This is a genomic window from Polaromonas sp. P1_F1, from assembly GCF_056405795.1.
The window spans coordinates 197,273-223,507 of sequence record NZ_JBFUBJ010000007.1; the positions used below are offsets into that span (position 1 = coordinate 197,273).

Annotated in this window: 29 protein-coding genes; 13 read left to right on the forward strand and 16 right to left on the reverse strand. The window is 63.3% G+C overall.

Annotation, left to right across the window (positions count from 1 at the left end):
* Positions 1 to 42: 42 nt before the first annotated feature.
* The 3 genes from AC1DZE_RS18665 (at position 43) to AC1DZE_RS18675 (ending at position 3,146) form a co-directional block, all read left to right on the forward strand.
* Positions 43 to 663 carry a TetR/AcrR family transcriptional regulator gene (locus tag AC1DZE_RS18665; RefSeq protein ID WP_477672310.1) on the forward strand — a complete coding sequence of 207 codons (621 nt, stop codon included), beginning with the start codon at positions 43 to 45 and terminating at the stop codon, positions 661 to 663.
* Positions 664 to 889: 226 nt separating this feature from the next.
* On the forward strand, positions 890 to 1,774 hold the full coding sequence (locus AC1DZE_RS18670; protein WP_477700409.1) for an alpha/beta hydrolase: 885 nt from the start codon (positions 890 to 892) through the stop codon (positions 1,772 to 1,774).
* Between the two features lie 85 nt (positions 1,775 to 1,859).
* A complete protein-coding gene (locus tag AC1DZE_RS18675) occupies positions 1,860 to 3,146 on the forward strand; it encodes a solute carrier family 23 protein (RefSeq protein WP_457281830.1) in 1,287 nt (428 codons plus the stop codon).
* Between the two features lie 151 nt (positions 3,147 to 3,297).
* On the opposite strand, the gene AC1DZE_RS18680 is transcribed toward AC1DZE_RS18675, so the two are convergent.
* The 3 genes from AC1DZE_RS18680 to AC1DZE_RS18690 form a co-directional block, all read right to left on the reverse strand.
* Positions 3,298 to 4,449 carry an ABC transporter substrate-binding protein gene (locus AC1DZE_RS18680; protein WP_477670372.1) on the reverse strand — a complete coding sequence of 384 codons (1,152 nt, stop codon included), beginning with the start codon at positions 4,447 to 4,449 and terminating at the stop codon, positions 3,298 to 3,300.
* 242 nt (positions 4,450 to 4,691) lie between these two features.
* Entirely contained in the window at positions 4,692 to 5,042 is a 351-nt protein-coding gene (locus AC1DZE_RS18685; protein WP_477670373.1) for a hypothetical protein, read from the reverse strand.
* A gap of 191 nt (positions 5,043 to 5,233) precedes the next feature.
* Complete coding sequence (locus AC1DZE_RS18690; RefSeq protein ID WP_477672308.1) at positions 5,234 to 6,541, reverse strand: hypothetical protein; 1,308 nt, start codon at positions 6,539 to 6,541, stop codon at positions 5,234 to 5,236.
* A gap of 194 nt (positions 6,542 to 6,735) precedes the next feature.
* Here AC1DZE_RS18690 and AC1DZE_RS18695 point away from each other — a divergent pair, with 194 nt between their 5' ends.
* From AC1DZE_RS18695 to AC1DZE_RS18705, 3 genes are all read left to right on the forward strand, one after another.
* A complete protein-coding gene (locus AC1DZE_RS18695; RefSeq protein ID WP_477670375.1) occupies positions 6,736 to 7,158 on the forward strand; it encodes a hotdog fold thioesterase in 423 nt (140 codons plus the stop codon).
* A 298-nt stretch (positions 7,159 to 7,456) separates the two neighbouring features.
* Complete coding sequence (locus AC1DZE_RS18700) at positions 7,457 to 8,569, forward strand: ABC transporter substrate-binding protein (protein WP_477670376.1); 1,113 nt, start codon at positions 7,457 to 7,459, stop codon at positions 8,567 to 8,569.
* A 50-nt stretch (positions 8,570 to 8,619) separates the two neighbouring features.
* The gene (locus AC1DZE_RS18705; RefSeq protein ID WP_477670377.1) at positions 8,620 to 8,925 is read left to right on the forward strand and encodes a hypothetical protein; all 306 of its coding nucleotides are present in this window, start codon (positions 8,620 to 8,622) and stop codon (positions 8,923 to 8,925) included.
* Between the two features lie 205 nt (positions 8,926 to 9,130).
* Here the strand turns inward: AC1DZE_RS18705 and AC1DZE_RS18710 are convergent, their stop codons facing one another.
* A complete protein-coding gene (locus tag AC1DZE_RS18710; RefSeq protein ID WP_477672290.1) occupies positions 9,131 to 9,700 on the reverse strand; it encodes a cob(I)yrinic acid a,c-diamide adenosyltransferase in 570 nt (189 codons plus the stop codon).
* A gap of 177 nt (positions 9,701 to 9,877) precedes the next feature.
* On the opposite strand from AC1DZE_RS18710, the gene AC1DZE_RS18715 reads away from it, so the two are divergent.
* Positions 9,878 to 10,264 carry an EF-hand domain-containing protein gene (locus AC1DZE_RS18715; RefSeq protein WP_477670379.1) on the forward strand — a complete coding sequence of 129 codons (387 nt, stop codon included), beginning with the start codon at positions 9,878 to 9,880 and terminating at the stop codon, positions 10,262 to 10,264.
* 144 nt (positions 10,265 to 10,408) lie between these two features.
* Positions 10,409 to 11,830, forward strand: a complete 1,422-nt coding sequence (locus AC1DZE_RS18720; RefSeq protein WP_477670380.1) for an FAD-binding oxidoreductase — start codon at positions 10,409 to 10,411, stop codon at positions 11,828 to 11,830.
* A 430-nt stretch (positions 11,831 to 12,260) separates the two neighbouring features.
* Here AC1DZE_RS18720 and AC1DZE_RS18725 read toward each other — a convergent pair whose 3' ends face one another.
* The 9 genes from AC1DZE_RS18725 to mnmG form a co-directional block, all read right to left on the reverse strand.
* Positions 12,261 to 12,773: a hypothetical protein gene (locus AC1DZE_RS18725; RefSeq protein WP_477670381.1), complete on the reverse strand. Its 513-nt coding sequence runs from the start codon at positions 12,771 to 12,773 to the stop codon at positions 12,261 to 12,263.
* Positions 12,774 to 12,838: 65 nt separating this feature from the next.
* Complete coding sequence (locus AC1DZE_RS18730) at positions 12,839 to 13,516, reverse strand: hypothetical protein (RefSeq protein WP_477670382.1); 678 nt, start codon at positions 13,514 to 13,516, stop codon at positions 12,839 to 12,841.
* Positions 13,517 to 13,677: 161 nt separating this feature from the next.
* Positions 13,678 to 14,616 carry a ParB/RepB/Spo0J family partition protein gene (locus tag AC1DZE_RS18735; RefSeq protein ID WP_477656353.1) on the reverse strand — a complete coding sequence of 313 codons (939 nt, stop codon included), beginning with the start codon at positions 14,614 to 14,616 and terminating at the stop codon, positions 13,678 to 13,680.
* 23 nt (positions 14,617 to 14,639) lie between these two features.
* Positions 14,640 to 15,947: a serine hydrolase domain-containing protein gene (locus AC1DZE_RS18740; protein ID WP_477670383.1), complete on the reverse strand. Its 1,308-nt coding sequence runs from the start codon at positions 15,945 to 15,947 to the stop codon at positions 14,640 to 14,642.
* Positions 15,944 to 16,528, reverse strand: coding sequence for an RBBP9/YdeN family alpha/beta hydrolase (locus tag AC1DZE_RS18745; RefSeq protein ID WP_477670384.1), 585 nt, complete (start codon positions 16,526 to 16,528; stop codon positions 15,944 to 15,946). Before AC1DZE_RS18745 ends, AC1DZE_RS18740 begins: the two co-directional genes overlap by 4 nt.
* A 99-nt stretch (positions 16,529 to 16,627) precedes the next feature.
* Positions 16,628 to 17,398 carry a ParA family protein gene (locus tag AC1DZE_RS18750; protein WP_477670385.1) on the reverse strand — a complete coding sequence of 257 codons (771 nt, stop codon included), beginning with the start codon at positions 17,396 to 17,398 and terminating at the stop codon, positions 16,628 to 16,630.
* A 49-nt stretch (positions 17,399 to 17,447) separates the two neighbouring features.
* The gene (locus AC1DZE_RS18755; protein WP_477670386.1) at positions 17,448 to 18,074 is read right to left on the reverse strand and encodes a LysE family transporter; all 627 of its coding nucleotides are present in this window, start codon (positions 18,072 to 18,074) and stop codon (positions 17,448 to 17,450) included.
* A gap of 155 nt (positions 18,075 to 18,229) precedes the next feature.
* A complete protein-coding gene (rsmG, locus tag AC1DZE_RS18760) occupies positions 18,230 to 18,898 on the reverse strand; it encodes a 16S rRNA (guanine(527)-N(7))-methyltransferase RsmG (protein WP_477672289.1) in 669 nt (222 codons plus the stop codon).
* Positions 18,898 to 20,895, reverse strand: coding sequence for a tRNA uridine-5-carboxymethylaminomethyl(34) synthesis enzyme MnmG (gene mnmG, locus AC1DZE_RS18765; protein WP_477700410.1), 1,998 nt, complete (start codon positions 20,893 to 20,895; stop codon positions 18,898 to 18,900). Before mnmG ends, rsmG begins: the two co-directional genes overlap by 1 nt.
* Positions 20,896 to 21,255: 360 nt before the next feature.
* On the opposite strand from mnmG, the gene AC1DZE_RS18770 reads away from it, so the two are divergent.
* Together AC1DZE_RS18770 and AC1DZE_RS18775 are read left to right on the forward strand one after the other, a co-directional pair.
* Entirely contained in the window at positions 21,256 to 21,834 is a 579-nt protein-coding gene (locus tag AC1DZE_RS18770; RefSeq protein WP_477671826.1) for an NADPH-dependent FMN reductase, read from the forward strand.
* Positions 21,831 to 22,508: a hypothetical protein gene (locus tag AC1DZE_RS18775; protein WP_477671825.1), complete on the forward strand. Its 678-nt coding sequence runs from the start codon at positions 21,831 to 21,833 to the stop codon at positions 22,506 to 22,508. The genes AC1DZE_RS18770 and AC1DZE_RS18775 overlap by 4 nt, the downstream gene beginning before the upstream one ends.
* A gap of 8 nt (positions 22,509 to 22,516) precedes the next feature.
* Here AC1DZE_RS18775 and AC1DZE_RS18780 read toward each other — a convergent pair whose 3' ends face one another.
* Together AC1DZE_RS18780 and AC1DZE_RS18785 are read right to left on the reverse strand one after the other, a co-directional pair.
* The gene (locus AC1DZE_RS18780; protein WP_477671824.1) at positions 22,517 to 23,143 is read right to left on the reverse strand and encodes an FMN-dependent NADH-azoreductase; all 627 of its coding nucleotides are present in this window, start codon (positions 23,141 to 23,143) and stop codon (positions 22,517 to 22,519) included.
* 23 nt (positions 23,144 to 23,166) lie between these two features.
* Complete coding sequence (locus tag AC1DZE_RS18785) at positions 23,167 to 23,490, reverse strand: DMT family transporter (protein WP_457281851.1); 324 nt, start codon at positions 23,488 to 23,490, stop codon at positions 23,167 to 23,169.
* A 106-nt stretch (positions 23,491 to 23,596) separates the two neighbouring features.
* Here AC1DZE_RS18785 and AC1DZE_RS18790 point away from each other — a divergent pair, with 106 nt between their 5' ends.
* The 3 genes from AC1DZE_RS18790 to AC1DZE_RS18800 all read left to right on the forward strand — a co-directional run bounded on the left by AC1DZE_RS18790 (position 23,597) and on the right by AC1DZE_RS18800 (position 25,475).
* Positions 23,597 to 23,983: a winged helix-turn-helix transcriptional regulator gene (locus tag AC1DZE_RS18790; protein ID WP_477670392.1), complete on the forward strand. Its 387-nt coding sequence runs from the start codon at positions 23,597 to 23,599 to the stop codon at positions 23,981 to 23,983.
* A 119-nt stretch (positions 23,984 to 24,102) separates the two neighbouring features.
* Positions 24,103 to 25,104, forward strand: coding sequence for a Bug family tripartite tricarboxylate transporter substrate binding protein (locus AC1DZE_RS18795; RefSeq protein ID WP_477700411.1), 1,002 nt, complete (start codon positions 24,103 to 24,105; stop codon positions 25,102 to 25,104).
* A 107-nt stretch (positions 25,105 to 25,211) separates the two neighbouring features.
* Positions 25,212 to 25,475, forward strand: a complete 264-nt coding sequence (locus AC1DZE_RS18800) for a YkgJ family cysteine cluster protein (RefSeq protein WP_477670394.1) — start codon at positions 25,212 to 25,214, stop codon at positions 25,473 to 25,475.
* Positions 25,476 to 25,482: 7 nt separating this feature from the next.
* Here the strand turns inward: AC1DZE_RS18800 and AC1DZE_RS18805 are convergent, their stop codons facing one another.
* Positions 25,483 to 26,148, reverse strand: a complete 666-nt coding sequence (locus AC1DZE_RS18805) for a Crp/Fnr family transcriptional regulator (protein ID WP_477670743.1) — start codon at positions 26,146 to 26,148, stop codon at positions 25,483 to 25,485.
* Between the last annotated feature and the right edge of the window lie 87 nt (positions 26,149 to 26,235).

Consider the following 26,235-nt stretch of genomic DNA (forward strand, 5'->3'; position numbering starts at 1 on the left):
GAGGGAGTTGCACTTTCGCACAATCGTGCTAATATTCGCTGCATGGACGCCAAAACCCAGAAAAGCGAAATGACCCGCGCCGCCATCATCGGCGCAGGCATCGACCTGGCTGCGGCGGAAGGTCTGGAGGCCATCACCTTGCAGGCTGTGGCAGACCGCATCGGCATCTCCAAGAGCGGCGTGTTTTCGCGCATCGGCTCACGCGAGGCTTTGCAGAAAGCCGTGATTGAAGAGTTCGGCCGGCGCTTTATTGCCGATGTGTTTGTGCCCGCCATGCAGCAGCCCAAGGGTTTGCCGCGGCTGGAGACGATTGTGCAGCGCTGGATTGTGCGCACGCGCGATGTCGAGGCCAAGTCGGGCTGTATTTACACTGCGGGCGCCTTTGAGCTGGACGACCGCGAAGGCGAGTTGCGCGACCTGCTGCTCGGCGAGGTCACCCGCTGGCGCGCCTCGTTGCGGCGCACCGTACTGCAGGCCATGGAGGCCGGTCAACTGAAGACCGACACCGATGCGGAGCAGCTGGTCATGGAAATCAGCAGCATTGCCATGGGGATGTTTCACGATGCCCGTTTTCTACGCGATGCACGCGCGGCTGAACGGGCCCAGGCAGCCTGGGAGCGCCTGATCAAGAGCTACCAGACCGAGGCAGTCACCAAAAAATAAGAGACAAACGGGGCGGAAAGGGCAGCCATGCCATTTTCGATGTGTTGGCAAGTTTTAATTTCGCACGATCGTGCGGAGAAATGAGGAAATCATGTTGATCCTGATCATTGGCTTTGGCATTTATTTTGGCGTTCGCGCCGTGATGGCGGTGCAGGCTTCGCTGCGCACACTGCCGCGCAGCAATGAAGACTGGGTCTGGTACTGAAAACCGCGGAGACAGCAGACCATGACACGCACATCGCTCCAGGCCACCGCAGCCTTTTACAACGCCAGCCCCCTGACACGCATTTTCCGCTGGGGGCTGGGCGCTTCGCAGCAGCTCTGGCCCGCGCTGGCTGTGCGGGCGGCTTACCGCTTGTTCGGCACACCGCTACCGCCCAAGTGGGTGAGCCGTCGCAGAAAGTGGAGCCCCGACTGGCACATTGAGCAATGGCCTTTTGAAGATGCCAGCGTGACGATGTACAGCCGCCCCGTCGCACCTGCCGGCCCGGTGGTGCTATTGGTGCACGGCTGGGGCGGACACGCCGGGCAGATGCTGGCGCTGGCGGAGGTCTTGGGTGCGCAAGGCCTGCGGCCGGTCATTCTTGAAATGCCGGCGCACGGGCGCAGCAGCGGCTCGGTCACAAACCTGCCTCAGTTCGCGCGTGTGCTCGAGTACGTGACCGCACGGCTGCAGCAGCAGGGCCATACGCTGCGCGCGGTGGTGGCGCATTCGCTGTCGGCGAACGCCGGCGCTTATGCAGCCAGCCGCGGGCTGGCGGCCGGCCGGCTGGTGCTGCTCGCACCACCTGCCTCGCCGCTGGAATACACGCGGCTGTTCGCCCACGTATTCGGCCTGCGCGAATCCACGCGCGCGGCCATGCAGCGGCGCATCGAGGCGCGCGAAGGCATTTTGATGCCGCAGTTCGAGCCGGCGATGGTCGGCCCGCGCATCGCCCTGCCCACGCTGGTGGTGCATGACCGGCAGGACAGCATCAACCGCTTTGCCGACGGCGTGGCTTACAGCGAGGCGATTGCCGGCGCGCGCCTGGTGGCCACCGAAGGCCTGGGCCACCGCAAAATCCTCAAGGACGATGAGGTGCTGCGCCAGGTTGCCGCTTTCCTGGCCTGAGCCAGGTACCTCTCCAGCGTGCCCGCCCTTGTGCGGCGCGCGCATTCCCCCTAGCATTGCCTCACTTTTATAAAGAGGAGACATGATGGGAATGCTGGACTGGACAGAAAAAAGCAGCGCGGTACTGCAGCAAGGCGGCGTCATCGGGCCCGACGAGCGCCTGCCGTGGCCACAGACCGCGGTGATGGGCGTGCAGCACGTGATCGCGATGTTCGGCGCCACGGTGCTGGCACCCATCCTCATGGGGTTTGACCCCAACATCGCCATCCTGATGAGCGGCATCGGCACACTGATCTTCTTCGTCATCACCGGCGGCAAGGTGCCCAGCTACCTCGGTTCGAGTTTTGCCTTCATCGGTGTGGTGATTGCGGCCACGGCCTATGCCGGCAAAGGGCCGAATGCCAACCTGGGCGTGGCGCTGGGCGGCATCATCGCCTGCGGCGTGGTGTACACGCTGATCGGCTTCATCGTGCAGTCCATCGGCACCGGCTGGATAGAACGTTTCATGCCGCCCGTGGTCACCGGCGCCGTGGTGGCGGTGATCGGCCTGAACCTGGCCAGCATTCCCATCAAGAACATGGCTGCCGGCAATTTCGATTCATGGATGCAGGTGGTGACGTTTGTGAGCGTGGCCCTGGTAGCCGTGATGACGCGCGGCATGGTGCAGCGGCTGCTGATCCTGGTCGGCCTGATCGTGGCGAGCGTGATTTATGCGGTGCTGACCAACGGACTGGGCCTTGGCAAGCCGATGGACCTGTCGGGCATCGCCAATGCCGCCTGGGTCGGCCTGCCGGGCTTCACGGCACCGGTGTTCAGCGCCAATGCCATGCTGCTGATTGCGCCCGTCGCCATCATTCTGGTGGCGGAAAACCTCGGCCACATCAAGGCGGTGACGGCCATGACCGGCAAGAACCTGGACGTCTACATGGGCCGCGCCTTCATCGGCGACGGCGTGGCGACCATCGTATCGGGTAGCGCGGGTGGCACAGGCGTAACGACCTATGCCGAAAACATCGGCGTGATGGCGGCGACCAAGATCTATTCCACCGCCGTCTTCGTGGTGGCGGCGCTGATCGCCGTGGTGCTGGGCTTCAGCCCCAAGTTCGGCGCGCTGATCCAGGCGATTCCGCTGCCGGTGATGGGCGGCGTGAGCATCGTGGTGTTCGGCCTCATTGCCGTGGCCGGCGCCAAGATCTGGGTGGACAACAAGGTGGACTTTTCAGACAACCGCAATTTGATTGTTGCCGCCATCACGCTGGTGCTCGGCACCGGTGACTTCACGCTGAAGTTCGGCCAGTTCGCACTGGGCGGCATCGGCACCGCGACCTTTGGTGCGATCCTGCTGTACGCCTTGCTGAGCCGCAAACCCTGATCAACGAATCGCTATCTATTTGATAGCTGCTTGCGCATGCCCTGATTGGGCTTTAGCTTCTTTTTAATGCCAAAAGCCCCCGCTGACCCAACAACCGGGGGTTTTTTCTGGCTGGCGGCAACAGGCGCTGCCAGCCAGGATCAATGGTCCATCAGCCCAGGAAACGTCCACCTGCGCCGAGCACGCCCAGTTCGACAAATTTCGAACCCGCGAACGGCGGCGCGGCATAGTCGACACTGAAACCGCCGAGGTCGAACTTCTGCAGGCCGGCCAGCGCGGTGCGCAGTTTGCCGCGCGTCACATCGCGGCCGGCGCGCTCCAGGCCCTCGGCCATCACGTGGGTGTTGATATAACTCTCCAGGCTGCCGAGCGAGAACTCCTGCTGGCCGATGGCGCGCATGGCGGCCTGGTAGTCACGCACCACCTGCAGCTTGGCGCGGTATGGGTCAGGGAACACCATGGTCAGCGCCAGGCCGGAACCGGCCGCGCCCAGGGCCTTGATGCCGTCGCCCGACAACGTCACGCTCAGGCCTGCGACAGGCAGCATCGGTGACGCTTTCTTCAGCGCGGTAATGAGGCCGACGGATGCCGAACCGGCGGTGCCAAGCAGCACGGCGCCGGGTTTGCCCGCGACGACCTGGTTCACGACCTCGTTGAGGTTCTTGCCGTCGACGGCCAGCGCCACCGGCGCGGCGACCTTGGCGCCCTGCACCTGCAGCGCGCGGTTGACATCGAGCACCACCTCCTTGCCGTAGTCGTTGTCCAGGTAGACGACGGCCAGGTCCTTGATGCCCATGCTCACGATTCTTTGCACCAGGCGCTGGGTTTCGTCGGTGAAGCTGGCGCGCACATGGAACACGTTGCGCATGCCGGGCTTGCGCAGCGAGGACGCACCCGAACGCGGCCCGACGTAAGGCAGGTTGGACTCTTCAATCACCGGCACGATGGCGGCGTTGTTGGGCGTGCCGACGCAGGACATCAGCGCAAAAATGCTGCCGTCGCCGATCATCTTCCTGACGTTGTCGGCGCTGCGCTGCGGCACATAGGCATCGTCCAGCATCTGGAACTGCAGCATACGGCCGTTCACGCCACCCTTGGCGTTGATCTGGCCCATGGCTGCGTCCACGCCCAGCTTGAGCTCGGCGCCCACACTGGCCAGCGGACCGCTGGTCGCACCGGTGCTGCCGATGGTGATGGCCTTGGCCGTCAGACCCTCCTGGGCATAGGCATTGCGAATGAAAGCGGGAGCGGCGGCAAGGGCAGCCATTTGAGGGGCAAACGAAAGGAAGCGGCGGCGAAGCATCGCAAATCTCCAAAAGGTGGGGTAGCCGTGAAGGCCAAAAGACAAGGCCGAGTGACCTTGCGGGGTAAAACCGCCCGCCAACCGGCGCACAGCAGCGCGCCAAAATGGCAGAGCAAATCATTTAAGGTTAAATGATTCTAGGGGTAAACCCTTACCAATTGATGACAGCACGCAGGCAACTGTGAAATGGCCGGGGCATGGCCCGGCTTGTCGCCGGCTAAGCCGGTTTCGCCGGGGGTTACTTACTTGGCCTGGGGTTGGCCGGTAGCCCTGGCAAGGGCTGCTTTGGTTCTGGCGAGTTCGCGTTCCAGGTCGGCACGCTCGCCGATTTCCTGTTCCAGGGTTTCATTGACCTGCGCGAGGTCTTCCGCGGATTCCTGGATGCGGGTTTCGAGGGCGTCGGTTTTCTGCAGGGCCTGGGCCACTTCGCCGGCCTGCACGTGCGGCGGGAGTTCCTGTTTGAGCACCGTGTTGATCACCATCAGCTCGGCGGCCGATTGCTCCACGGTGTCCTTGACGGCCTCGTTTTGCCCAAGCGCGCGCTCCAGGGGAGTCGATGCGGTGTTGGAAGCGGCAGACTGCTGCTGTGGCATATCGATGGCCTTATGGTCGGTTGATGCGGGTCGTTGAAACGTGGGGTATCCGCAAAAATGATGGTGTTGGCTTGCGCTGCTTCAGCGGGATTTTAACCACCTGTGGCAAATTCAGAGGGCCAGAAGCTCAGCATCGGATGGGGGTATTGACGGCAACCAGACCCACTGGGCGCCGTTGATGGATCGGGCCCTCAGCGCGATTTGGACGGTGCGGCAGGCGCCTTGCCGCTGCGCGCCGCACTGGCAGGCTGCGCCGGGCCCGGGCTGAAAATCTTGCCCAGCGTGGAGCCGATGCGGGCCCCAATGGCCGTGCCAACACCCGGCAGTACCGCGGTGCCCACCACAGCGCCCGCAATGGCACCGCCCGACACGGAAAATTTGACGTTGTCGAGCGGGCCGCTGACTGTCAGCGGGATGCCCACAATGCCGTCCACCAGGTCAACGGCAAACTCGCCCGCAATCTGCCGGTTGGCGATTTTGGCCTCACCCGATGCTGTGAGCACGCCCGAACTGGCCTTCACGCCGGTGTAGGTCACCACCATGCCCTCGGGCGTGTTCTGCGTGTCGAGCTGGCCCGTGATGGTGTCCAGCGGTGTCTGGCCGGCGTGTTCCTTGCCGGCCGTGCGCACGGCCTTTTCCAGGTCAAAGCGCAGCAGCGTGGACTTGCCCACCGTAAAGGGGGTTTTGGTGTGCAACGACTGCGCCAGCTCGGCCACCGTGTCGCCATTGGCCGAGAGCGTGGTTTCACCCGACGCTTTGCCTGCAACGACAGACCGGCGATTGAAAGCAGCCAACGCGCTTTCAACTTCGATATCGCGGGGCTGCAGGGTGCCTTCGAGATGCATGCGCCCGTTGGCACGAAACTCGAGCCGGACTTCCCCATCGGCCGTGCCGCCGCCCACGCGGATGCGTGTGTCCCAGCGGTCTTCCTGGCCCTGACGTGCCAGGCTCAGCTGGGTGGTGGGCTCGACATTGGGACGCCTCAGCACGGCCTTGCGCGGGCGCCACGCGGGGTCGAAATCAACCTCGCCGTCATACACTACAGAGATGCCGCGCCGCGAGATCCAGGTCACGTCGCGAAACACAAAACGCGCCAGCGGCAGTTCATCGCCGGCCATCTCGTCTTTTTTTTCTCGCTGTTTCCCCAGCCCGCGCAGCGACAGCTGGGGCACCACGGCGCCTTCCAGGTCGGCACGGTCAATTTTCACGCGGCGTTGCCACAGGGCGAAGAGGTCCGGGTAGACGGTGAGTTTTTTAATAAGGATCGGCTGGGGCTGTTCCGTGCGGGCCTCTTCAATCACCACCGCCGGCGAAGGCAGCAAACGCCAGTGCAATGCACCGACACGGACCTTGACGCCCAATTGCGCCTCCAGCTCGGTGGCGGCGCGCTGCGCGAGTTCCTCGTCACTCGGCAACAGCCGAAGTGCGGCAAACCACAGCAAGCCGAGGGCCAGTGCGACACCCAGCAGCCCTGCCAGCCATTTGTTCGAACGTGTCATCGGACCGATGGAGCCGGGCAGCCCCGGTTCCGGTAATCCAGGTTCATGTAGTCCGTGCAGTCCGTGTGCGTGTGGTCCGTGTGTCTCATACGGCCAGCTTAAGCCCGGCCGCCGCTGCAGCCTACGCGACAAGGTGCCCAAGCGCTGTAGGCCGCAACCTTATAGTGAGGGGTATCAGCCCTGTGAGAACCTTCATGCGCATCTGGAAACAGCCCATCTCCGTCGAACTGCTCACGCACCACAACGCCGACAGTGCGGTCACCCATCTGGGCATCGAATTCCTGGAGGTGGGTGACGACTTCATCCGCGCCCGCGTGCCGGTGGACCGCCGCACGGTACAACCCTATGGCTTGCTGCATGGCGGCGTATCGGTGGTGCTGGCGGAGACCCTGGGCTCTTGCGGCGCGGCCTTTGCGGCACCCGAAGGGCACCGCGCTGTCGGGCTGGACATCAATGCCAATCACCTCAAGGGCGTCACCAGCGGCTGGGTCACCGGTACCACGCGGCCCGTGCACATTGGACGCAGTACGCAGGTGTGGCAGATCGAGCTCACCAATGACGCGGGCGAACTGACCTGTGTCTCGCGCATCACGATGGCGATGCTGCGGCCGGGGTGATGGCGCATTGCCATTGATGGCTGTAACGGCTTCGTTACGAATAGCAACAATTTCTCTGCGCCAGATATTAGTCATGCAGTGGGCCTGAACCTGGTGCACTATCGCGGTCGTGGTCAGCGACGCTTTTCAGGCTTTTCACCGGGTTTTCGCCCGGAAAGCCGCGCTACAAGCCACATCCGGGTCTTGTCGGTCAACGCCAACTCCATATTTTTTTTATCTTAAGGCGTGCTCTGAATCGTATTTGATCTTATGTTGCCCCGTCCGTATTGTTCGCCACAACTAGGTTGAAAGCTAACAAATGGACACAAGTAATGTAAGTCGATGGGCCACAGCGCTGCTGGCAGCCGTCCTGTGCGGCGCAGGACACGCACAGATTTTGATCGGCCAGACAGCCGGTTTCACGGGTCCCGTGGCCGCGGGCGTCAAGGAAAACACCGAAGGTGCGCGCCTGTGGCTGGATGCGGTGAACGCCCGGGGCGGGATCGCAGGCCGGCAACTGGAGCTGGTGTCACTGGACGACAAGTTCGACCCCAAGCTCGCCGGCGAGAACGCGCAAAAGCTGGCCGAGCGCGGCGCCGTCGCCTTGTTCCTGACGCGCGGCACGCCCCCCACCGAAGCCGTGTTGCCCGTACTGTTAGCCAACCATATGCCGCTGGTCGGCCCCTCCACGGGCGCGATGATCCTGCACCAGCCGGTCAACCGCTATGTCTTCAATGTGCGCGCAACCTACCAGCGCGAGGCCGAGAAGGCCATCGAGCACCTGCACACGCTGGGCATCCAGCGTATCGCTGTGGTGCATGCGGACGACTCCTTCGGCCGTGACGGGCTGGAGGGAGCCAACAAGGGCTTTACGCAGGCGAAGCTGAAGCCCACCAATATCCTGAAAGCGGACCGCAGCAAGCCCGACTACAACCAGCTTGTTCCACCCATTCTGGCAAGCGATGCGCAAGCCGTGCTCTGGATCGGCTCGAGCAACGCCGTGGCGGATGGGGTGCGGGCCCTGCGCGCCGCCAAGTCGTCCGTGCGCGTGGTCACCTTGTCCAACAACGCATCGGCGGGCTTCATCAAGGCGCTGGGGGAGTATTCACGCGGCGTCATCGTCACGCAGGTCTACCCGGCGGAGCGCTCCTATGCCTACACGATGGTGCAGGAAGCCAACGACCTGGCCAAAGCCAAGGGGATAGCGCTGTCGCCGGCCATGCTGGAAGGCTATGCCGCTGCCAAGGTGCTGGTGGAGGGCCTGCGGCGCGCGGGCAAGAACCCGACGCGGGAGACGCTGCAGGCGGCCCTGGAAGGCATGAAACGCTTCGACCTGGGCGGGCTGGAGGTGAGCTTCAGCCCCGACGACCACACGGGGCTGGACTTCGCGGACCTCTCCATCGTGAGCCTCGAGGGCCGCTTCGTGCGTTGACATGCGCTGACGTCCAGCTGCATCGAGGCCCTCCACATGAGAAGACTGCCATGGCATGGATGAAGTCGCTGCACAGCCGGCCGCATGAAAGTGCGCTGGAGCCATCGACGCTGGACCTGGACCAGCTGCGCCATCAGCTCCACGATGCGCTGCAACGGTGCGAGGGGCCCATGTGCGAACGCATGCGCTGGCGTATCGACGAGGCGCACACCGCACAGCACCTTTGGCAGCTGCGGGGAGAGATATTCCAGCTGATAGCCCGCCAGTTCTATCAGGAAGAGGCAGCGCGGCGCATCAATGCGCTGCTGCCCGCCTTCTCCGGCTGGCTACCGGCGCACATGCTGACGCGGGTCTAGAAGCGCCATTTTTTTGGCCAGAACCCGACGGCAACTTGAGATCGAGGTGTTTTAGTGCTGCAACGCTTGATGATCGCGCGCAATTAGCTATCTTATTGATAGCAAAACCGCCGACTCCAACCGCACCCGAACGGGACCTGTTTACAGACAACGGCTGGCCGGCATGGCTGCAGTTCACGCGGGAACACCGCGCTGGCCGTTGTTGTTATTTCGTACCGGCGGCCTGTGCCATGCGTTCGCTCTTCCAGTACACGTCGTCACCGCCATTCATGCGGTTGAGCACGCGCGACAGAACGAAGAGCAGATCGCTCAGGCGGTTGAGGTAGTGGCGCGGCGACTCCTTGACCGGTTCGACCGCACCCAGCGCGACCACCGATCGTTCGGCACGGCGCGCCACCGTGCGGCACACATGCGCAAGCGACGCGGCACGCGAGCCCGCCGGCAAGATAAATTCCGCCAGGCGCGGCAGTTTCGCGTTGTGTTCGCCCAGTGCGTCGTCCAGCAGCGCCACGGCTTCGGGCTTGAGCAGTTCAAAGCCGGGAATGGAGAGTTCGCCGCCCAGGTTGAAGAGCTGGTGCTGCACCTCCACCAGCAGGTCGCGCACGCCCGGGGGCAGCTCTTCGCACAACAACACACCAATGTGCGAGTTCAATTCATCGACATCGCCCATGGCATGCACACGCAGGCTGTCCTTGGACACACGCGTGTTATCGCCCAGGCCGGTGGTGCCGTTATCGCCGGTGCGCGTTGCGATCTGTGAGAGTCTGTTGGCCATGGTCTGAGACGCGGTGAAGCGCGGTGAAAGTGCATGAAGCCCAAGCGTTACGCCGGGCAAGAAAATGTGTCGTCGTACGCCATCATGTGAGTGAGGAAACACCCTGCAAAACTGCTGGCCGCAACGGGCAGGCTGGGTTGCAATGGCTGCTTGTCCACTCTTTGAAAGACTCTTCGCATGACCATGCACACGACAGCAACACAGCATCCAAAACATTCTATTCCCGGCTTCGAGTTGCGCAGCGTGCTTTTGGTGGCGGCACTGGCTATGGGCGCTGCTGGCGCCGTGCGGGCCCAAACCGCTCCTCCCTCACCTGCAAGCCCCACCAGCCCGCCCTCCCAGATGGCGCCTTCCGGCACGCCGGGCGCCGTACCGCAAAACCGCACCACCAGCAAGGACGTCGAGGCGGCTTTCGGCCGTGCGGATACCAACAAGGACGGCAAGCTTGATCGCCAGGAAGCCGAGCACCTGCCGGCCGTGGCACAGCGTTTCGAGCAGATCGATACCAACCACGACACCTTTATCTCGCTGGCCGAGCTCACCAAGGCGGCCACCGGCTCCTGACAGTCCCTGATGGCCCCTTGAGGGGGCGGCCTGCTTTGTCTCCCCCGCTTCATGCGGGCGCTCCAGCGGTCATGGCTGGGCCTCCGGCCTCGTTGGCGCAAACGGCGCGCACGTCGTAAACTGTGCCACCGACCCGGAGACACCATGAACGCCCCCCTGCCCACGCACCTGCTTCCCGAAATCTGCCAGCGCGAAACTCCTGCCGCGCTGATTGACGCGCTGAAAGCCCGCTTTGCCGAGCGCTGCTCAACCGCCCTGGTAGTGCGCGAGCAGCATGGCCGCGACGAATCCTCCTTTGCCGCACCGCCGCCTTCGGCCGTGGTGTTTGCCGAAAGCACGCAGGACGTGGCAGATGCGGTCAAGCTCGCCGCCCAGTTCAACGTGCCCGTGATCCCCTTTGGTGTGGGCACGTCGCTTGAAGGCCATCTGCTGGCCGTGCAGGGCGGCATCAGCATCGACGTGAGCCGCATGAACAAGGTGCTGTCCATCAATGCCGAAGACCTGACCGTTACCGTGCAGGCGGGCGTGACGCGCAAGCAGCTCAATGAAGAGGTCAAAAGCACGGGCCTCTTCTTCCCCATCGACCCAGGCGCCGACGCGACCCTGGGCGGCATGAGCGCCACGCGCGCCAGCGGCACGAATGCGGTGCGCTACGGCACCATGCGCGAGAACGTGCTGGCACTGGAAGTCGTCACCGCAGACGGCAGCGTCATCCGCACCGGCACGCGCGCCAAGAAATCATCGGCGGGCTACGACCTCACGCGCCTGATGGTGGGCAGCGAAGGCACGCTGGGCGTGATCACCGAAGTCACCGTCAGGCTGTACCCCCTGCCTGAAGCCATCTCCGCTGCGGTGTGCTCCTTTCCGAGCATCGAAGCTGCCGTGCGCACCACCATCGAGATCATCCAGCTGGGGGTTCCGATTGCGCGCGTCGAGCTGATCGACCACAACACGGTGCGCATGGTCAATGCACACTCCAAGCTCACGCTGCGCGAAGAGCCCATGCTGCTGATGGAGTTTCACGGCTCACCCGCCAGCGTGAAAGAGCAGGCCGAGCTGGTGCAGGAGCTCGCCAGCGGCCACGGCGGCAACGCGTTTGAATGGGCCAGCACGCCGGAAGAGCGCACGCGCCTCTGGACCGCCCGTCACAACGCCTACTTCGCGGCCATCCAGTCGCGGCCCGGCTGCCGCGCGATTTCCACCGACACCTGCGTGCCGATTTCGCGCCTGGCCGATTGCCTGCTGGAGTCGGTGGCCGAAGTCGATGCCAGCGGCATTCCTTATTTCCTCGTCGGCCATGTGGGCGACGGCAATTTCCACTTCGGCTATTTGATCGACCCGACGATTCCCAAGGAGCGCGAAGTAGCCGAAGCACTGAACCACAAGCTGGTCACCCGCGCGCTGGCGCTTGAAGGCACCTGCACGGGCGAGCATGGCGTTGGCCTGCACAAGATGGATTTCCTGGTAACCGAAGCCGGTGACGGCGCGGTCGACATGATGCGCACCATCAAGCGTGCGCTCGACCCGAAGAACATCATGAACCCGGGCAAGATTTTCTCGCTGTGAAGCGAGCTCTACTGCGCGTTTGCAGTGCGATCTATAACCACCCCCGTCCGGGCTCACTTCGTGTAGCCCGTTCCCCCCTCGAGGGGGCGGCGCCTTGGGCCGGCGAAGCCGGACCCTCGGCCCCCACTGGTGAATACCCCCACTGAATACGCCCTGAATCTTCGAGCCAGCATGAGCCGCGGAACCGGCTTTGCCGGGCCGCAGGCACCGTCCCCTGCAAGAGGAAAAGGGCTACACGCAGTGAGCCCGATAGGGGTGTGCCAATTTTCGGCTTTGCCGGGCCGCAGGCGGGCGGCCCCGGAGGGGCTGGAGCCCGCGGCTCCAAGCCTGCCTGCGCAGGCTTGGACGGGCGACAGAGGCGAAGCGTCTCGCGAGCCGCGGCCTGCAAGGCCTCGGGAGCTACACGAAGTGAGCGACCGTGGGGGCTCAATTACTTCTGGATATCACTCATCTTGCAGCCCTTGGCCAGGAACATGCTGGTGAGATGTTCCTTGCGGCCCTGTGCCTGTTGGCCCTGCAATGCAACGGCCTGTTGCTGCGCGGTTGCGGCCTGCTGCTGGGCGACGCCGTTATTGGCGGCCTGTTGGGCCGTATTGCCTGCCAGCTGCTGCACGATGCCGCCAAACATGCCGCCCAGGCCGCCGCCGAATCCGCCAAAGCCGCCGGCGTTCTGCGCCGCTGCATTGGCCGCTGCGGAGGCCAGTGCAGTTTGCACCACCGCTCCTGCTACCTGACTCCCTGCATCTGCGGGGGCTACAGCGGCCGGTGCCGCGGTGTACTGGGCGGCGCGCGTGACCACGCTGTCCATCTGTCCGATCTCGCCATAGATCTGCTGACACGAGAGGTCGTTGTCCGTCATCTTTACGCGCTCGATGGTTTGCGCAGATGCGGCGGCAGCCACCAGGAAAAGCGCCAGTGCGGCGGCAAGGGAGTGTTGTTTCATGACCGGTCCTGCAATGGGTAAGGTTGATGGAGGTTGGGGGAAAACGCGGGTAAAAAATTTCGGGGCTACTTCTGCACTTCCGAGAGCTTGCAGCCCCTGGACAGGAACAAACCAGTCAGGTGGTCTTTGCGCGCCCTGGCCTGGACCCCCAGGCCGCCACCAGCCCCCTGAGCCGGCGCCGTGGCGGATACTGCAGCTGCGGCACCGGTGCCCGCCAGCAAGGAGCCCAGCATCCCTGCGCCCAGCGCACCGGCGATGCCGCTGGGCTGCGCGGGCGATGGCGCGGCGGAATTGCGCCCGTTTTGCTGGGCCGCTGCCATGTTGTTGGCGATTTGCTGCTGGTACTGGGCCGATAGCCCTTGCTGCGTGGCCAGCGCGGCGGTCGGCGCATGCATTTGCGCCAGCGTGAGCGCGCCACCGGGCATGGCGGCCGCGGGCGCTGCGCTGAGAACCGGCAGGCCCGGGCCAGCCAGGGCCATGGTGGTGTCCATCTGCTGCGCCTCGGCGTACATCTGCTGGCAGCTGAGGTCGTTGTCCGTGAGCTTGACGCGCTCAATGGTTTGCTGCGCCTTTGCGGCCTGAGGCGCCAGGGCCATCACCACCGCAAGGGTGGCGCAGGCGCCAAGGCCGGCAAACCCCTCTCGCCAGCCTGGCTTGAACCAGTCTGTTATGTCCGAGACGGTGGTAACGCCGAACCGGGCCAGGTGAGCGCTGCGGAAAGAACGGTTCGCCAGGTAATTCATACGCAAACACACAAATAATTACATGTAGTAACAATAAGCATGTGGGCGCCAGCCGTCACCCGCTTTCTGGAGAAAGCCGTGTAAGAGTCACAAAAGTCGTGAATTAGTTCACATCTTGAGTATCACCGACCGATTCACCGGCGAAAAATAACCCAAACAGTCTACTTGTTGCCGCGCAAGCGCTCGATCAATCCGTTGAGCTCGTCCATCGAAGCGAACTGGATGGCCACCTCGCCCATGTCTTCGCGCCGGCCGTTGCGCTTGACCTGCTTTTTGATGCGCACTTCCACATTGGCCATCAGCAGGTCGGCGAGTTCTTCTTCCACACGGCGTGTGTCGCGGGACTTTTCCTTGGTGGCTTTTTGCGGCTTTAGCGAAAACTCGGCGCTGAGTTTTTTGACCAGGCTTTCGGCCTCGCGCACCGACATTTTTTTGGCCGAGATCTGGTTGGCCGCGGTGATCTGCGCGGCACGGTCCAGGCCCAGCAAGGCCCGCGCATGGCCCATGTCCAGGTCGCCCGCCATCAGCATCGTTTGCACCGGATCAGCCAAATTCAAAAGCCGCAGCAGGTTGGAAGCAGCGCTGCGCGAGCGGCCGACGGCCTGCGCGGCGAGCTCGTGCGTGAGGCCGAATTCCTTGACCAGGCGCTGCAGGCCGTGGGCCTCTTCGAGTGGGTTGAGGTCTTCGCGCTGGATGTTTTCGATCAGCGACATCGCGGCGGCCGACTCGTCGGGCACGTCGCGCACCAGCACCGGCACCTCGTCCAGCCCGGCCAGCCTGGCCGCACGAAAGCGCCGTTCGCCGGCGATGATTTCGTACTTGCCGTCGTTGGCGCCGCTGGTCAGCCGGCGGACCAGGATGGGCTGCATGATGCCCTGCACCTTGATGGACTCGGCCAGCTCGTAGAGCGCGCCTTCGTCCATGCGGGTGCGCGGCTGGTACTGGCCGGCGACCATGTCACTGAGGCGCAGCGAGGCCGGCAGGCCCGGGCTGTTGGCTGTGCTGCTGGCGTTCTCCGCGTCCGTCGCGCTTTCGCTGACCTTGGGGCCGAGCAGTGCTTCGAGCCCGCGGCCCAGGCCTTTGGGTTTTTTGGTGACCATGGTTTTATCTTTCTTTCAATTCGTCATTGCGAGCCGGGCGTGAGGTCCCCGCCCAGAGATTGCAGCACGCCGCGCCAGAGGGCGTCGCGCTCTTCATAAGGTTGTGCATCCTGTTTGCCGCTGGCCTGTTCCCACACCGAGGTGAGCACCATCACAATGCCGGTGGACGGCTGCACATACACCGTCTGGCCGTGGATGCCCTGCATGGCAAAAGTGCGTGCCCGCAGCGGCATGAGCCAGAACTGGTAGCCATAACCAAAGTAAGGCGTGGCCTTGCGCGGCTTGAACGCAGGCGGCTGGCGCGCCGGATCCGTGGCGTCCAGCAGGTAGTCCAGCGGCAAGACCTGCAATGCGCCGGGTTTGCCGGTCGCCTTGTCGATGGCACGGCCGTCATTGGCCAGCAACTGGCCCAGCCGCGCCCAGTCGCGCAGGGTGGCGTTGAAGGCGCCGTAGGATTGCTCCTGCCCGTCGGCGGAGATGCGCCAGAAGGCATCATGTTCGGCGCCCATGGGCTTCCACAGCCACTCGGTGGTGAGCTCGGACATGTTCTTGCCGATGGCGGCCACCACCACGCGGCCCAACACGTCGGTCTCGGAGCCGGCATAAACGAATTTTTCACCGGCCGGCGAATGCCGGTCAGTGATGGACTTGAGCACATCCAGCGGCATGCCGGCGCCCGGCGTTCCGGCAGAAGCGCGGGCGAGCCGGGCAATATCGTCCTTGCCGTCATAGCGTTCGGTAAACGTCAGGCCCGAACTCATGCGCAGCAGCTGGCGAATTGTGGTGGCGCCATAGGGGCTGCCGGCAAGGTCTTTGGCGTATTTCTCGGCGGGGTCGTCAAGCGAAGCGATCAGCCCCAGCGAGAGCGCCTTGCCGACCAGCAGCGAGGTCACGCTCTTGGCCATGGAGAAGGACAAAAAGCGCGCGTCATCCTTGCGGCCGTAGCGGTAGTGCTCGGCGATGATCTCGCCGTTTTTCAGGATCAGCAGGCCGGTGGCGCGCTGGCGGTCCAGGTAGTCGGCCAGCGTGTAGTTCGTGTTTTTGTAGCGGTAGCTGACCGCCGCCGGGCTGGCTGCGCGCGGCAAGGGGCTGGCCTCGGCCGGGTGCCCGACCACGCGGGTCCGCACCCCGGGCACTTTGTCGAGCGCTGACCAGGAGCCAACGCGGTAAGGGTTGAGCTGCCAGTTGTTCACGTTGCCCAGCGGATAATTTTGCGATTTTCCAAGCAGCTCTTCATCCGGCTCGGCATGCAGAGAACCACTCGCCCATATCGCCAGCACTATCAGGGCGAGTTGCAGGTAGCGCGCGCGTTGGTAAAAAAATGAGGTCATGGGCCAGGGGTGATGCCGGGTGAAGGTTCAATGGCCGGTGAAGTCAGCTCCTTGAGCTGCAGCAGCCGCAGGTACGCTTCGGGCCAGCCGCCCAGGCCGCTCTCGGCATTCAGGTGCCCGCAAGGTCCGGCGTCCACAAAGGTAGAGCCCCACGCGGCCGCGAATTGCCGCGCCCGCTGGATCGCGCAGAAAGGATCGTCACTGCTGGCAAACAGCGCGCTCTCAAACGGCAGTTTGTTCAGCGGCGCTGGCGACCAGCTGGGCAGCAGCTCGCGCACGTCCTCGCGGTCAATGTCGGGTGGAGCCACCAGCAGCGCGGCTTTGACGCGGTGAATGTTCCTGGAGTGGCTGGCCCAGGCCGCCACCAGCATGCAGCCCAGGCTGTGCGCCACCAGCACCGCTGGTTCGTCGCAGGACAGTAGCACCTCTTCCAGGCGCGCCGTCCAGTCGCCGCGCAGCGGGTGCATCCAGCTGTGCTGCTCCACGCGGGTGTAGCCGTCGGCCTCCTCCCACAGCGTTTGCCAATGGCCGGGGCCGCTGTTTTTCCAGCCGGGAAGAATGAGGACGTTGTCGGGTTTCATGTCGAAAGAAGATTGTTTGCTATGATTTTTATAGCTGCTGGCGCAAGCCCCCATTGGGCCACAGGCACTATTGGCATATAAAACTGCACCCTGGCGCGGTCACATTGCCTTGATGCGGTCCACCATTTCTTCGGCAAACGTGACGAAAGCCTGCGCGCCCCTGGAGGCCGGGTCAAACACCACGCCGGGCAGGCCGTAGCTGGGTGCTTCGGCCAGGCGCACGTTGCGCGGGATCACCGTGTTGAACACCTTGTCGGAAAAGTGTTCCTTGAGCTGGTCGCTCACCTGCTGCTGCAATGTGATGCGTGGGTCGAACATTACGCGCAAGAGGCCGATGATCTGCAGGTCTTTGTTGAGGTTGGCGTGCACCTGCTTGATGGTGTTGACGAGATCGGTCAGGCCTTCGAGCGCAAAGTATTCACACTGCATCGGCACGATCACGCCGTGTGCGCAACACAGGCCGTTGAGCGTCAGCATGCTGAGCGACGGCGGGCAGTCGATCAGCACGAAGTCGTACTGGCTGTCGACCTCGGCCAGCGCCAGCTTGAGGCGCTTTTCGCGGCGCTCGACATCCACCAGTTCGACCTCGGCGCCGGCCAGTTCGCGATTCGCGCCCAACACGTCGTAGCCGCACTTTTCACTGTGCACGCGCGCCTCGACCACCGAAGCCGATTCCAGCAGCACGTCGTACACCGTCATTTCCAGCTTGCGTTTGTCGACGCCCGAACCCATGGTGGCATTGCCCTGCGGATCCAGGTCGATCATCAGCACACGCTGGCCGACTTTGGCCAGGCCCGCGGCCAGGTTCACCGTCGTTGTTGTCTTCCCTACCCCACCCTTTTGGTTGGCTACGCAGAATATTTTGGCCATGTGTGCTTTTAGTTTTTGTTCGAGAGAGGATGCGAAATGCGATGGCGGCTTATTTGGAGACCGCGAGCTTGAGGCCGAAGCCGATCAGGAAAACGCCGGCCAGCTTGTTGAGGACCGCCGTGATTTTCGGGTTGGCGCGTATGCGCTCCGCCAGGTGATAGGTGATCATGACCGAGGTCAGGCCATACAAGAAAGTCAGGGCCGCAATCGTGGCCGCCATCACGGCGAAAGTCTTCAGGCCCTGGTGCAGGGCCGGATCGACAAACAGCGGGAAGAAAGCCATATAGAACACGATGGCCTTGGGGTTCAGCAAGGTGATCATCATCGCCTGCTGAAAGTAGTGGCGCGGCTTGATATTGAGCAAGGGCGCGTCGCCGGGCTTGGCCATCAGCATCTTGATGCCCAGCCAGGCCAGGTAAACCGCACCCGCCCACTGGACGATATGAAAAGCCGTCGGGTAAGCCGCCATGATGGCCGACACCCCCGCGACCGCCGCCCAGAGCAAAACCTGGTCGCCAGCAATCACGCCGAAAGTCGCACCCAGGCCGCCCGCGATGCCGCCCTTGCTGGTCGAGGTGATCAGCGCCAGGTTGCCCGGGCCGGGAATCAGCAAAAACACAATGATGGCGACGACAAAAGCGCCGTAGTCGGCGATGCCAACGAATGAGCCCAACATGGAGGTTCTCCAGAAAGTAGAGAGAAGTGAGGCTGTGAGTTTACGACAGGGGTGTGCCGCAGAAATGCCAAACTGGCCCGATCAAGGCCGATTTGGCATTCGCGAAGGGTTCTTTTTGTGCCCGAACAACGGGCCGAGGCGCTCGGCCCCGGTTTTCAGGCCGGGCTGGCGGCGGCTTTCGCCTGCATCCAGACAATGCAGCGCTCAGCATCCAGCCCCGGAACCTGCAGTTGTTCCACGTGAAACACTTCAGCGCCGGCTGGCAGGGCGGCAATTTCGTCGGCCGGGTGCTTGCCCTTCATGGCCATCCACACACCTTGCGGTGCCAGCGCGTCGGTCGACCAGTTGGTGAAATCGACCAAGGACGCAAAGGCCCGGGAGCAAATCACATCAAAAGAGGTGGTGATGGTTTCGACCCGGGCGTGCAGGCCGGAGAGGTTGGGCAGCTTCAAAGCCAGCGCCGCTTGCTTGATAAACGCGGCTTTTTTGGCCACCGTATCCACGCAAGTCACCGCTACGTTGGGGCAGCAAATCGCGACGACGACGCCCGGCAGGCCTGCACCGGAACCCACGTCCAGCAACTTGGCGCCCTCCTCCAGTCCGGCTTTCTGCAAATGCCGCTTCAGCGGAAGCACCGCCGCCAGGCTGTCCAGCAAATGGTGGGTCAGCATTTCCGCCGGATCACGCACGGCCGTGAGGTTGTAAACCTTGGTCCATTTGCCGATCAGGTCCTGGTAATCCAGCAGCTGGCCGACTTGCGCATCGGTCAAATCCAGCTGCAGCGCCTTGAGGCCGGCGCGCAAATCCTGTTCACCGCCGCGCATCAGGCCTGGGCTTTTTCGGTGGAAGCCCCGGCCGCCTGGAGTGGCGTCGTGTTTTTCCAGAGGTTTTTCTTCAGGTGCACCAACAGCAAGGAGATGGTGGCAGGCGTGATGCCGGAGATCCGGGAGGCCAAGCCTAACGTTTCGGGGCGGTGTTTGGCCAGAGTCTGGCGCGCCTCAAAGCTCAGCGCCGACACCTGCAGGTAATCCAGGTCGGCGGGCAGCTTGAGGTTTTCGTAGTGTGATGCCCGCTCGACTTCAGTCTTTTGCAGGTCGATATACCCGGCGTACTTGGCCGTGATCTCGATCTGTTCGATCACGCTTTTGGCCATGTCGTCGCTGGCTGCCGCTTCGGCTGCCAGTTCGGGGTTGGCGTACTTGCCCTCTTCCAGCGACATCAGTCCGGCATAGTTCACATCCGGGCGACGCAGCAGGTCCAGCAGGTTGTACTCCCGTTCGATGGATTTACCCAGAACCCGCTCGGCTTCAGCCACCGGCAGGTTGTTGGGATTGACCCAGATTGCCCGAAGCCGGGCTGTTTCACGTGAAACAGTGTCGCGCTTGCGGTTGAAGGCATCCCAACGGGCGTCGTCTACCAGACCCAGTTCCCGGCCTTTTTCGGTCAGGCGCATGTCGGCGTTGTCCTCGCGCAGCATCAGGCGGAACTCGGCCCGGCTGGTGAACATGCGGTAAGGCTCAGTCACGCCCTTGGTGATCAGGTCGTCAACCAGTACGCCCAGGTAGGCTTCGTCGCGCCGCGGCAACCAGGCTTCCTTCTCCTGACACTGCAACGCAGCGTTGATACCGGCGAACATGCCCTGGGCCGCCGCCTCTTCGTACCCGGTGGTGCCGTTGATCTGGCCGGCAAAGAACAGACCGCCAATCGCCCGGGTTTCAAAGCTGGATTTCAGCGCCCGCGGGTCAAAGTAGTCGTACTCGATGGCGTAACCGGGCCGCAGGATATGGGCGTTTTCCATCCCCGCCATGGATCGGACCAGGTCGTACTGGATGTCAAAAGGCAGGCTGGTCGAGATGCCGTTGGGATAGATCTCGTGCGTGGTCAGGCCTTCCGGTTCCAGGAAAATCTGGTGGCTGTCCTTGTCGGCGAAGCGGTTGATCTTGTCTTCCACGCTGGGGCAATAGCGCGGACCGACGCCGTCGATCTTGCCGGTGAACATGGGGCTGCGGTCAAAACCGGATCGGATGATCTCGTGGGTTCGCTCGTTGGTGTGGGTAATCCAGCACGGCATCTGCCGCGGATGGGCTATGCCACCACCCATAAAGCTGAACACCGGCACCGGGCCTTCAGTACCGCCCGGCATGCCGTCGCCGGGTTGTTCGGTGCATTTGCTGAAGTCGATGGTGCGGCCGTCGATGCGCGGGGGTGTGCCGGTTTTGAGCCGGCCTTGCGGCAGCTTGAGTTCCTTGAGCCGGGCCGAAAGCGATACCGCCGGCGGGTCGCCCGCCCTGCCCGCCGAATAGTTATTGAGCCCCACATGGATCTTGCCGTCCAGGAAAGTGCCGGCTGTCAGCACCACCGTGCGCGAACGAAAGCGAATGCCGACCTGCGTCACCGCCCCGACAACCCGGTCGCCCTCGACCATCAGGTCGTCGACCGCCTGCTGGAAGAGCCACAGGTTGGGCTGGTTCTCAAGCTTGCGGCGAATCGCCGCCTTGTACAGAATGCGGTCGGCCTGCGCGCGGGTGGCGCGCACGGCCGGGCCCTTGGAGCTGTTCAGGATGCGGAACTGGATGCCGCCTTCGTCGGTGGCCAGCGCCATCGCACCACCCATGGCGTCCACCTCCTTGACCAGGTGGCCCTTGCCGATCCCGCCGATGGACGGGTTGCAGCTCATCTGCCCCAGGGTCTCGATGTTGTGGGTCAGCAGCAAAGTCTTGCAGCCCATGCGTGCGGAAGCCAGCGCGGCCTCGGTGCCGGCATGGCCGCCACCGACCACGATCACGTCAAATTCTTGCGGGTAAACATAAGGCGAGTGCATCACGCCTCCTTCGGGTAAAGCGGCTTTCAGGCTGGGGCGCCTGCATGCCATGGAGCGGTCCGGTGTCGATGGTGGCCAGGCTTGCCGCAGCCGCACGGCGGCGCGGCAGCACACACATGCGCCGTGCAGGTGCCCCGGCCCATCGGTCCCCACAGGACGAAGGCATGATTTTATCAGGCGAGGCCCGATTTGTGCGGCCTGTCCGGGGGCATGGCCTTGCGTGGCTTCGGGGATTTGCTATCAATTCAATAGCTGCTTGTGCCCGTCCTTATTAGGCTGGGGCGTCAAAGTCCGTGCAAGACGGCTGTTGTGCGCGGCAGTCACGCCAAAAGCCGGCCGCCAGCGGCCACAATAGCGGGCATGAAACTACTCGTCTTTGCTGGCAGCATCCGCCAAAACTCCTTCAACCGCAAACTCGCCCAGGTGACCGCCACACTGGCGCGCGCCAGCGGCGCCGAAGTCACCCACATCGAGCTGGCCGACTTCGACATCCCCATGTACAACGCCGACCTCGAAGCCAAGGGCACGCCGCCCGACGTGATGAAACTCAAGCAGCTCATGTTTGAACACCCGGCCTGGATCATCTGCTCGCCCGAATACAACGGCAGCTACACCGCGCTGCTCAAGAACACCATCGACTGGGTGTCCAGCCCCGTCAAGAGCGACCCGGCCTGGCAGGAAGGCTTCAAGTCTTTCACCGGCAAGGTGGTGGGCGTGCTCAGCGCCTCACCCGGTGCGCTGGGCGGCCTGCGTTCGCAAAGCCATCTGGTGCCGCTGCTGCTCAACGCGCAATGCTGGGTTGCGCCCAAGGCTTTTGCCCTGGGCCGCGCCGGCAGCGCCTTCGACACCGAGGGCAACCTGCTCGATGAATCGCACCTCAAAAATGTGCAGGCGGTGATCGACCAGGTGCTGTTTGCTTCCCAACGCCTCACTGCATGACAGCGCGTCCAGGCCACTGGCTGTCGGGCCTGGCGGCCTTTTGCCTCGCGTCGTGCGCTTACGCCATGGACGTGGAGATCAGGGAGCCTTTTGTTTTTCTGTCAGGCAAGGTGACCGGCAATGAACAACGGATTTTGCAGGCCGCGATAGAGGAGCACCCGGGCATCACAACGGTGGTGCTCAAAAACTCCTCGGGCGGGGACGCCCGGTCCGGGTATGCGACTGGCGAATACATCCGTGAAAAAGGCCTGATGACCTTGCTTTCAGGCTATTGCCGTTCTTCGTGTTCGCGCATGTTTCTGGGCGGCACAACACGCGCCTACTCCGACGACCAGCCTCTCGAAAGAACGGTCGTGGGTTTCCATGGCAACTACACGCAGGACGGCAGCCTGCAACAGGCGCGCATGCCGGCACTGAAAGCCTGGATCATGAAATACAGCGACGGCAAAGCCAACCCCCAGCTGGTAGAGCAGTGGGTCAGCCTGCCCAACCACAACGGCTTCGCCTATTTCTACCACCCCCAGGTGCCTGGCATCGGCCCCGACGGCGTGATGCTGTGCCAGGGAAGCGAAGACCCGAAGCTGCGCAAGGAACTATGCGCAAAACCCCAACAGGGTGACGCGCTGGCCAACGGGATCGTGACCACACTGGAGATCGCCAAAATACCCCGGTGACCAACGCACTAATTTACGGCCAGCGCCCGTGCCTGCTCCACCGCACCGGCCTTGGTTGCCGCCAGTTCTTCGGGCGGCACCAGCGTCGGCGCAACGCTTATTTCCGCCGTCACCTCAATGTCCAGGAAACGCAGCCAGCGCCGCATGTACGGTTTCTGGAAATCGGATTCATCTTCCCCTGGCCGCAGCGGGTACGCGCCGGCACTTGAATACACCAGCGTCGCACTCTTGCCTGGCAGCAGCGCCTGGTAACCGGTTTGCCTTGACCATGCCCAGTTCTGCCCCGGCAAGGTCACCACGTCGATGAAATGCTTGAGCCGGTAAGGAATGCCGAAATTCCACATCGGCAAACTGAAGAGATACCGGTCTGCCGCATTGAAGCGCTGCGACACCGCGACCGCACGCGCCCACAACGCCTGCTGCGGCGCCGTCGCATTCTGCGCACGCAACACGGCAAACTTGGCGGCGATCATGTCGGCGTCAAACGGCGGCAGGTCGATGTCCCACACATTGATCGTGTCCACGGTGCCCTCGGGATGCGCCTGGCGATAGGCGTCCAGCCAGGCGGTGGCGACGGAAGTTGAAGTGGACGCGGCCTGCATCGGCGAAGCTTCGATATAAACCAGATGGGTCATGGGTTTCTCCACGGATGGGTTGATCAAACAGTGCCGTCCAGCAGGCGCAAGCCCACCATGCCGGCCACCACCAGCGCCACGCAGGTCAGACGCAGTGCCGAGGCGCTTTCGCCCATCCAGAGGATGCCGATCAGCGTCACGCCGACCGAACCTATCCCCGTCCAGATCGCGTAGGCCGTGCCCACCGGCAAAGTCTTGACGGCATGCGTCAAAAAGAAAATGCTGGCGCCGGCCGCGGCCACCCCCAGCACGCTGGGCCACAGGCGCGTCCAGCCTTCGGAAGATTTCAGGAACAAGGCCATTGCGATTTCGACAATGCTTGCGGCGAGTAAATAGAGCCAGGCCATCGGGAGTCTTTCTTTGGAATAACAGGGTTAAAGAGGGTTAAGGATTGATGCGCCTCCAGCTTAGGTTTACGATTACCCATAGGCAAGTACGCACCTTCTGGTAACCATGACAATTCCCGGCGACCCACCCACCGACGCTTCAAATGTGTTTAGCCAGGCCTGCCCGTCGCGGCAAGCGCTGGAGCTGGTGGCCAGCAAGTGGGCCTTGCTGGTGATCCCGGCGCTGGCCGATGGCCCGGTGCGCAACAACGAGCTGATGCGCAAGATCGAAGGCATCTCGCAAAAGATGCTGACGCAAACGCTCAAGGAGCTGGTGCGCAATGGCCTGGTGCTGCGCTTTGACCGCCAGACCGTGCCGCCGCATGTGGAATACCAGCTCAGCGCGCTGGGCCAGTCCCTCAGCGAAACCTTGATCCCGCTGGACAACTGGGCCGAGCGCAACCACCAGAACCTGAAGGCCGCGCGCGAACGTTTTGACGCATCCTTCATCTAGCGCATGGGGGTTAGCCTCATTAGCGGAATCACGTAGCGCCGCGCCTCATGTACGGTCCTATATTGGACCGACACGCCAGCGATGAAAACGACGGCGGCAACAACATGGAGACACATCAAATGAAACACCTCAACACGCGCCGCGGCGCATTGCAGTTCGGCCTCAAGGCCGGCGGCGCACTGGCAGCGGTTTCGGCCTTTCCCGGGCTGCTGCATGCACAGGCCGGCTGGCCCAGCAAACCCATACGCTTGCTGGTGCCCTTCGCGCCCGGCGGCAGCTCGGAGATCGTCGCACGCTCAGCGGCCAACGAACTCACCAAGAGCCTGGGCCAGACGGTGTTTGTGGAAAACAAGCCCGGCGCCAGCGGCAACATCGCCATGCAGGAATGCGCTGCCTCTACCGATGGCCACACCATCATCCTGGGCCACATCGGCACCATGGCGGTCAACCCCTTCATCTTCGACAAACTGCCCTTCGACACCAACAAGGACTTCAAGCCCATCTCGCTGCTGGCCAAGGTGCCCAGCCTGTATGTCGTCAATTCCAGCGTGCCCGCCAACAACCTGAAAGAATTCATCGCGCTGGCCAAGGCCAAGCCCGGCCAGCTCAATTACGGCTCAGCCGGCAATGGCAGCGCCGGCCATCTGGCGTTTGAATATTTGAAGATGGCGACCGGCATTTTTGTGCTGCACGTGCCCTACCGCGGCACCGGCCCGCAGCTGACCGACCTGCTGGCCGGGCGGCTCGAAGCGGCAAGCGTGGGCGCGCCGGCCATCCTCGCGCACATCAAGTCAGGCAAGCTGCGCTGCATTGCCACCGGCACCAAGGAGCGCCTGTCCCAACTGCCCGACGTGCCCACCGTGGCGGAAAGCGGCTACCCCGGTTTTGAAATGACGCAGTGGTACGGCCTTAATGCGCCGGCCAACATGCCGCAGGCCAACATCGACCGCATCGCCGAGGCTTGCAATAAGGCCATGCGCAATCCGCAGGCCACCGAACGCCTGCGCGGTGACACCGCCCAGCCGATCGGCGACACACCGGCGCAGTACGGTGCCTTCATCAAGACCGAGCAGGCGCGCTGRAAAGAAGTGGCGGCACGGGCAAAGATCAAACCCGACTGATTTTGCGCCACAAACGGTCCCACAGGCCTTTTTTAAGCACCAAATACGGCTCCAGCCCAATAGGAATCTGCGCGAGCAGCTATATTTTTCATAGCAGACCACCAACCATGAACTGCCGTCCCGGCTGCGGCGCCTGCTGCATCGCGCCCTCCATCAGCTCCGCCATACCCGGCATGCCCCACGGCAAGCCGGCGGGCGTGCGCTGCGTGCAGCTCGACACCGCCAACCGCTGCCTCATTTTTGGCCAGCCCGAACGGCCTGCGGTGTGCGGGCAGCTCATGGCGTCTGCCGAGATGTGTGGCGCCGACGCGGGAAGCGCGATGGTCTGGCTGGCCCGGCTGGAAAACGACACGCGGCCCGGCCGGCATTGAACCCGCCCTAGCGCGATACGTTGCCCAACGCCTCCAGCCGCGCAGGCGAAACAATTTCAATGCAGCGGTAACCGAGCGCGATGGCGCCACGCTGCACCATCACCTTGAGTTCGACCGACAGCGTTTGCCGGCTGATGCCCAGCATCATGGCCAGCGCCTCCTGCGAAACCCGCACCACCGGCCGCGCCTTCAATGCCATCGTGGCATCGCCGCGCGCCAGCAGCAGCAGGCGGCGCGCCACGCGGGCGCGGGTCGAACGCAAGGCGGCGTCTTCCACCATGCCGTAGAGCGAACGCACGCGCGCCGCCAGCAAGCCGGCAATGGCCCGCGCAAACGGCGCGCCCTGCATCAGCAAGGTAAAAGCCGCCTGCGGCACCACCAGTACCTCCACCGCAGACAAGGCCGTGGCATCGTGCGTGCGCGGCTCGCCATCCATCAGCGAGATCTCGCCGATCCAGTTGCCCGCTTCCAGCACCACCAGAATCGCCTCGCGCCCGTCCTCACGCAGCGAGGAGATTTTCAACAGGCCGCCGAGCAAGCCATAAAAACCGCCGGGCGCATCGCCCTGGCGAAACAGCATTTCACCGGGCCGCAGGCGCAGCACCTCGGCAGAGGCGAGCAGCGCCTGGCGGTCCATCGCCGGCAGCGCGCCAAACCACGGGTTGGCCGACATGCGGGCAAGCAAGGATGGCGGTGAGAGCGGTGAAAGGGGCGAAGGTGTCTTCGGAACGACAGGCATGCGACCAATTGTCAAATTTTT